Origin of the sequence: Mesorhizobium sp. M0293, assembly GCF_040321735.1 — a bacterium.
Lineage (GTDB): Bacteria > Pseudomonadota > Alphaproteobacteria > Rhizobiales > Rhizobiaceae > Mesorhizobium.
The window spans coordinates 1-8193 of the sequence record NZ_JAMYSA010000177.1; the positions used below are offsets into that span (position 1 = coordinate 1).

At 61.4% G+C, this 8193-nt stretch carries 1 protein-coding gene; it reads right to left on the reverse strand.

Annotated elements, in window-relative coordinates:
- Positions 1–132 precede the first annotated feature (132 nt).
- Positions 133–8178, reverse strand: a complete 8046-nt coding sequence (locus tag NKJ06_RS33165; protein ID WP_352812125.1) for a Ulp1 family isopeptidase — start codon at positions 8176–8178, stop codon at positions 133–135.
- Between the last annotated feature and the right edge of the window lie 15 nt (positions 8179–8193).

Consider the following 8193-nt stretch of genomic DNA (forward strand, 5'->3'; position numbering starts at 1 on the left):
TGGGGTGACGAGGCTGATCAAGCCTTCCAACAGTACCAGCCTGATCAATTACGGCGAGAGCTACCGGTCCGGAGATCGCATCAGCGCCTCTGTCGTCAAGAGAGCTGTTCTGCTTGACCCCAGCCATGGAGCTCAACGCCCCGCGTCGGAGCGCTCCCTGCTTCTGAAGGAAGCCACTAGGTCCGCTCGGGCTTGATCGGAGGCTTGGCTGATGGACGTCGTGGTTGCTTCGCTCAGTTGCCGCCCCATGGCGCGGCTTTGCGGATTATCAGTCCTCTGCCTCTTCGCCGGTCTCAACAGCGCTGTGGAATGTTCATTGTTTATGATGACGCCCCCGCTGTTCACGAGGTTGCTCCTGTCAAGTGTACTCGTCAGTCCGTCCTGGGCCTCGCGCTTCTTGCCCAAGTGCCGTTCAAACGGCGCTGGCGCGACTTGTTGAGCTCGAGAGATGGGTCCCTGCTCTCCTGCGTGGCCATGAGCTTGTGCCGCGGTCTGCGCAGCGGCGTCCCCAATGGCACGAGCCTCCATGCCGACTGCGTCTTCCGGACGAGCAGCAAGGGCAATTTCGCGCCCGAGTGCGAACTTCCGGACATGAGTTAGTGCACTGATTTCAGCGGTTTTCATATAGCGCTTGGCATCTTCATCCAGCGACCGCTCGTGAAGCCGATCCGCAATCCCCGGCTTTTTGTTTTCAACCAGGCATTGACTGAAACGTCTAAGAGCAGACCCATAGACCTCAACGGTACGGGGTTTCGGCCCGGTCGGCGCTGCCTCGTACGCTTTGATGAGAGCCGCTGTGTACTCTCTGATGAGCACGGCGTCGGCAGGGTGGGGATTCAGGGCCGGGCGGCCCACCACTGGCGCTCCGCCCGCCCACGTCTTGAGACGACCCAGTGACCCAGCCACGGCCGAGGGGCCGCCACCCCAGATCTCGTACTCCTTGCGATCCCGATCCAGCGACTCCTCGTGAAGCCGATCCGCAATCCCCGGCTTGTTATTTTCAACGAGCCAATGACCAAAGCCGAAAAGAATATCTACATGGCGCTTGACCGTGATCTCCCCGACCTTACCGGCATAGAGTGCTGACCTCAGCCCTTCGACAAGGGTCGCATCGTTGGAATAAAGAGGACCCTTGTCGGGACCGGAGACCACTTTTGGGCGATCTGGCTGCACCGCCGCCGGCACAGAACGAGCATGGTCACGCAACTCGGACGGTGCGGGGGGATTCAGATCAACCACTGACGAATCCGGCGCATGATGATGGCGCGCCGTTGAGTGACCCGGCTGCAGCACCGAGGCACCCAGCATCGACCCACTGCCTCCGGCGTACGGCGCCGCGGCGTGTTCTTGTCCGCTCCCTTGCATCATGGGCTGCGCTTCCCATGGCAATGCACCCACTTGATGGGTGGGGGCCTGCATCAGCACGCGAGCGCCTGAATTGCCGATCTCGCTCAGCTGCGGCTCAGTGGCAACGTCCTGCAGACGACTGTTCGGGGTCCTTTGCCTCTTCGCTGGTCTCAACTCCGCTGTATCATGCTCACGGTTGATGAGGACCTCCTCGCTTGGTAGCTGGTTGCTCCTGTCCTGTGCTGCGATCCGCTCGTCCGGCGCGCGCTGGTCGCCGTCGCGCCAGATCAGGGGACGAAAGGACCCTGCGGGATCCGAGGCTTGGTGATGGGGCCCAGTTGGCACGAAAGGCAATGGCAGAACAGCGTCGTCTTCATTAGCTTTCCCAGGGGGGAGATACTCTGGCCAACTGTATTCCTCCTGCGGCCCGCTGTGCTGCGCAGCGGCGTCCCCCTTGCTCTCAAGACTTTGAAATTTAAATGGGTCCCCGGGAGCAACGTCTGGCGCTGACTGGCCGAGCCGCTTGATCTGCTGGTGAAACGTCCCAACGGGGCTTTCCTTAACCGCGTCTCGGGCCTGTCGGTCCATGAGTTCAAAGTTCGTGAGATTATTTGCCGTTCCGAATGTATCGTCACCCCTGAGGCGGGTTTGTAGTGCCTGCCGATTGACGACGAGGTTGTTGAGGTTCAGGTCATCTGGCTGCGATTGCAATCGCCCAACCAGCGCCCGCGTGCCGTCCACCACGTAGACTCCGCAATCCACCACGTTGCTCTGCTGGGCGATGCGGGATACGCCCACGCGGGTCTCCAGGCTGGCGCCCAGATTTTCTGCGAGCTCTTTTGCAAGCGGGTCATGCCATCCGTTGTAGGAGTCATAATGATAGGCAACCGGCCGTTCCCGGTCGCTGCGATCAACGAACAGCAGCGACCAATGTTTGCCGCGCTCCTCACGAGTCTTACCGGCATCGCTCACTGGCACGAACAGGAAGTCGGCTGTGTCGTTGCCGTTCTTATGGACGATGCGCTGGAATGCGCTTAGCATGACGCTCTTGGAGCCCAAGCGCAGATGATAATTGGCTACGAGGGGATCCACGAACCGCGTCCGGGCGGCGAGATCTGGATTGTTCCCCTGCAACTCCTGCTCCAGGAGTTGGTAATCCCTCTGGATATGTTCGTCGCCTAGCCATTCCAATGCGCCGAGCACCCGCCCGTCTTTAGCTTTCCCAGGGGGCCTCTCTGGCCGACCCAATGCCTCCTGCGGCCCGCTGCGCTGCGCAGCGGCGTCCCCAATGGCACGAGCCTCCATGCCGAGTGCGTCTTCCGGACGAGCAGCAAGGGCAATTTCGCGCCCGGGTGCGAACTTCCGGAGATGAGCTAGTGCACTGATCCTCCGGTTACCACCGGAGTTCACATAGCGCTTGGCATCTTCATCCAGCGACCCCTCGTGAAGCCGATCCGCAATCCCCGGCTTTTTGTTTTCATGCAGGTATTCACTGAAACGTATAAGAGTAGATCCATAGACCTGAATGGTACCGCGATTCGGCCCGGTCGCAGGCGCTTCTTTGTACTCTTTGATGAGAGCCGCTGTGTAATCTCTGATGAGCGCGGCGTCGGCAGGGTAGGGATTCCGGACAGGGCGGTCGACCACTGGCGCTCCGCCCGCCAACGTCTTGAGACGACCCAGTGCTCTAGCCACGATCGAGGGGCCACCCCTGCTCTCGTACTCCGAGGAGCCACCCCTGCTCTCGTACTCCTTGCGATCCTGATCCAGCGACGATTCGTCAAGCCGAGCAGCAAATCCCGGCCTGTTATTGTCAAAGAGCCAACGACCAAAGCCGAGAAGAGAATTTACATGGCGCTTGACCGTGCTCTCCTTGACCTTACCCGCGTAAGCTGACCTCAGCCCTTCGACAACGGTCGCATCGTTGGAATAGAGGGGACCCTTGTCGCGACCGGAGACCCCTATTGGAGGATCTGGCTGCACCGCCGCCGGCACAGAACGAGCATGGTCACGCAACTCGGACGGTGCGGGGGGATTCAGATCAACCACTGACGAATCCGGCGCATGATGATGGCGCGCCGTTGAGTGACCCGGCTGCAGCACCGAGGCACCCAGCATCGACCCACTGCCTCCGGCGTACGGCGCCGCGGCGTGTTCTTGTCCGCTCCCTTGCATCATGGGCTGCGCTTCCCATGGCAATGCACCCACTTGATGGGTGGGGGCCTGCATCAGCACGCGAGCGCCTGAATTGCCGATCTCGCTCAGCTGCGGCTCAGTGGCAACGTCCTGCAGACGACTGTTCGGGGTCCTTTGCCTCTTCGCTGGTCTCAACTCCGCTGTATCATGCTCACGGTTGATGAGGACCTCCTCGCTTGGTAGCTGGTTGCTCCTGTCCTGTGCTGCGATCCGCTCGTCCGGCGCGCGCTGGTCGCCGTCGCGCCAGATCAGGGGACGAAAGGACCCTGCGGGATCCGAGGCTTGGTGATGGGGCCCAGTTGGCACGAAAGGCAATGGCAGAACAGCGTCGTCTTCATTAGCTTTCCCAGGGAGCTCGCGCCCGAGTTCGGACTTCCGGAGATGAGCTAGTGCACTGATCCCACCGGAGTTGTTATAGCGCTTGGCATCTTCATCCAGCGACCCCTCGTGAAGCCGAGCCGCAATCCCCGGCTTTTTGTTTTCAACCAGGTATTCACTGAAACGTCTAGGAGCAGATCCATAGGTCTGAATGGTAGCGGGATTCGGCCCGGTCGGCGCTGCCTTGTACTCTTTGATGGGAGCCGCTGTGTAATCTCTGATGAGCGCGGCGTCGGCAGGGTCGGGATTATTCAGGACAGCGGCGCGGTCCAGCACTGGCGCTCCGCCCGCCCACGTCTTGAGATGACCCACTGCTCTAGCCACGTCCGAGGAGCCACTCTTGCTCTCGTACTCCTTGAGATCCGGATCCAGCGACTCCTCGTGAAGCCGAGCAGCAAATCCCGGCCTGTTATTATCAAAGAGCCAACGACCAAAGCCGAGAAGAGAATTTACATGGCGCTTGACCGTGCTCTCCAATGCTGACCTCAGCCCTTCGACAATGGTCGCATCGTTGGAATAGAGAGGACCCTTGTCGCGACCGGAGACCCCTATTGGAGGATCTGGCTGCACCGCCGGCGGCACAGAACGAGCAGGGTCACGCAACTCGGACGGTGCGGGGGGATTCAGATCAACCACTGACGAATCCGGCGCATCATGATGGCGCGCCGTTGAGTGACCCGGCTGCAGCACCGAGGCACCTAGCCTCGACCCACTGTCTCCGGCGTAGGGCGCCGCGGCGTGTTCTTGTCCGCTCCCTTGCACCATGAGTTGCGCCTCCCATGGCGATGTATCCACTTGAGGGCCGGGATCATGCACTGGTTCGTCCATTTGCTTTTGCAACCGAGCCCACCTTTCGGCCACCGCGGCCTCGCCAACCGCGGAGGGCGTCTCCTCAGCCCTGGCGAACGCTGGCCCGGCAGGCGCCGCCGGCACAGAACGAGCATGGTCACGCAACTCGAACGGTGCGGGGGGATTCAGATCAACCACTGACGAATCGCGCGCCGTTGAGTGACCCGGCTGCAGCACCGAGGCACCCAGCATCGACCCACTGCCTCCGGCGTAGGGCGCCGCGGCGTGTTCTTGTCCGCTCCCTTGCGTCATGAGTTGCGCCTCCCATGGCGATCGTAGAAGGTCCGCGTGCGGAATCGAGTCGAAATATCCCGACAAATCAGCGTCGACCTTCTGCTTTTGCAACCGAGCCCACCTTTCGGCCACCGCGGCCTCGCCAACCGCGGAGGACGTCTCCTCAGCCCTGGCGAACGCTGGCCCGGCAGGCGCCGGCGGCACAGAACGAGCAGGGTCACGCAACTCGGACGGTGAGGGGGGATTCAGATCAACCACTGACGAATCCGGCGCATGATGATGGCGCGCCGTTGAGTGATCCGGCTGCAGCACCGAGGCCCCCAGCATCGACCCACTGCCTCCGGCGTAGGGCGCCGCGGCGTGTTCTTGTCCGCTCCCTTGCACCATGAGTTGCGCCTCCCATGGCGATGTATCCACTTGAGGGCCGGGATCATGCACTGGTTCGTCCATTTGCTTTTGCAACCGAGCCCACCTTTCGGCCACCGCGGCCTCGCCAACCGCGGAGGGCGTCTCCTCAGCCCTGGCGAACGCTGGCCCGGCAGGCGCCGCCGGCACAGAACGAGCATGGTCACGCAACTCGAACGGTGCGGGGGGATTCAGATCAACCACTGACGAATCGCGCGCCGTTGAGTGACCCGGCTGCAGCACCGAGGCACCCAGCATCGACCCACTGCCTCCGGTATGCGGTGCCAGGTGCTCGTCCCCCAGCATCATGGGCTGCGCCTCCCATGCCAATGCACCCACTTGATGGGTGGGGGCCTGCATCAGCACGCGAGCGCCTGAATTGCCGATCTCGCTCAGCTGCTTAGCTTTCCCAGGGGGCTTCTCTGGCCGACCCAATGCCTTCTGCGGCCCGCTGTGCTGCGCAGCGGCGTCCCCAATGGCACGAGCCTCCATGCCGACTGCGTCTTCCGGACGAGCAGCAAGGGCAATTTCGCGCCCGAGTGCGGCGTACGGCGGGAACTTCCGGAGATGAGCTAGTGCACTGATCCACCGGTTACCACTGGAGTCCAAATAACGCCTGGCATCTTCATCCAGCGACCCCTCGTAAAGCCGAGCCGCAATCCCCGGCCTGTTGTTTTCATGCAGGTATTGACTGAAACGTCTAAGAGTAGCCGCATAGTCCTGAGTGGTTTTGGGATTCGGCCCGGTCGCAGGCGCTCCCTTGTACTCTTTGATGAGAGCCGCTTTGTACTCTTTGATGAGCACGGCGTCGGCAGGGTCGGGATTCAGGGCAGCGCGGCCCACCATTGGCGCTCCGCCCGCCGACTCTTTGAGACGACCCAGTGCTCTAGCCACGTTCGAGGAGCCACTCTCGCGCTGGTACTCCTTGAGATCCTGATCCAGCAACGGATCGTCAAGCCGAGTAGCAAATCCCGGCTTGTTATTATCAAAGAGCCAACGACCAAAGCCGAGAAGAGAATTTACATGGTCCGTGACCGTGCGCTCCCCGACCTTACCGGCATAGAGTGCTGACCGCAGCCCTTCGACAACGGTCGCATCGTTGGAATAAAGAGGACGCTTGTCGCGACCGGAGACCACTACTGGAGGATCTGGCTGCACCGCCGCCGGCATAGAACGAGCATGGTCACGCAACTCGAACGGTGCGGGGGGATTCAGATCAACCACTGACGAATCCGGCGCATGATGATGGCGTGTTTCCCCGGGAACAACGTCCCGTACGAACACCGAGTCTGGGTTGCCTTGGTCCGGCGCGACTGGAGCCAGGGCTCTGTCGTGCAACGCTCGCGCTGACTGGCCGAGCCGCTTGATCCGCTGGTGAAACGTCCCAACGGGGCTTTCCTTAACCGCGTCTCGCGCCTGTCGGTCCATGAGTTCAAAGTTCGTGAGATAATTTGCCGTTCCAGATGTATCGTCACCCATGAGTCGGGTTTGTAGTGCCTGCCGATTGACGACGAGGTTGTTGAGGTTCAGGTCTGGCAGGTCTGGCAGGTCTGGCTGCGATTGCAATCGCCCAACCAGCGCCCGCGTGCCGTCCACCACGTAGACTCCGCAATCCCACTCGTTGCTCTGCTGGGCGATGCGGGGTAAGTCCACGCGGGTCTCCAGGCTGGCGCCCAGCCTTTCTGCGAGGTGTTTTGCAAGCTTGTCATGCCATCCGCTGACGGAGTCATAATGATAGGCAACCGGCCGTTCCCGGTCGCTGCGATCAACGAACAGCAGCGACCAATGTTTGCCGCGCTCCGCAAGAGTCTTACCGCCATCGCTCACTGGCACGAACAGGAAGTCGGCTGTGTCGTTACCGTTCTGATTATGGACGATGCGCTGGAATGCGCTTAGCTTGTCGCTCTCGGAGCCCAAGCGCAGATGATAATTGGCTACGAGGGGATCCACGAACCGCGTCCGGGCGGCGAGTTCTGGATTGTTCCCCTGCAACTCCTGCTCCAGGAGCTGGTAATCCCTGTGGATATGTTCGTCGCCTAGCAATTGCAATGCGCCGAGCACCCGCCCGCTGGGGTCGCCGAAAACACCAAAAAACCCTTCGACCGCGGGGGACATCCCCTCAGGAAAGAGCTCTGGCGAGGCGGAATTCCCCGCCCGCAAGCTGGGCGGAGCGAATTCCGGTGGCCTCAGTGGCACCTCCTCGCTTGGTAGCAGGTTGCTCCTGTCCTGTGCAGCGATCCGCTCGTCCGGCGCGCGCTGGTCGCCGTCGCGCCAGATCAGGGGACGAAAGGACTCTGCGGGATCCGAGGCTTGGTGATGGTGCCCAGTTGGTACGAAAGACGATGGCAGAACAGCGGCGTCTTCATTAGCTTCCCCAGGGAGCTTCTCTGGCCGACCCAATGCCTTCTGCGGCCCGCTGTGCTGCGCAGCGGCGTCCCCAATGGCACGAGCCTCCATGCCGAGTGCGTCTTCCGGACGAGCAGCAAGGGCAATTTCGCGCCCGAGTGCGGCGGACGGCAGGAACTTCCGGAGTTGAGCTAGTGCAATGATCCTCCGGTCACCACTGGAGGCCTTATAGCGCTTGGCATCTTCATCCAGCGACTCCTCGTGAAGCCGAGCCGCAATCCCCGGCTTGTTGTTTTCAACCAGGTATTCACTGAAACGTCTAAGAGTAGCTCCATAGTCGTGAATGGTTTGGCGATTCGGCCCGGTCGCAGGCGCTCCCTTGTACTCTTTGATGAGAGCCGCTTTGTACTCTTTGATGAGCACGGCGTCGGCAGGGTC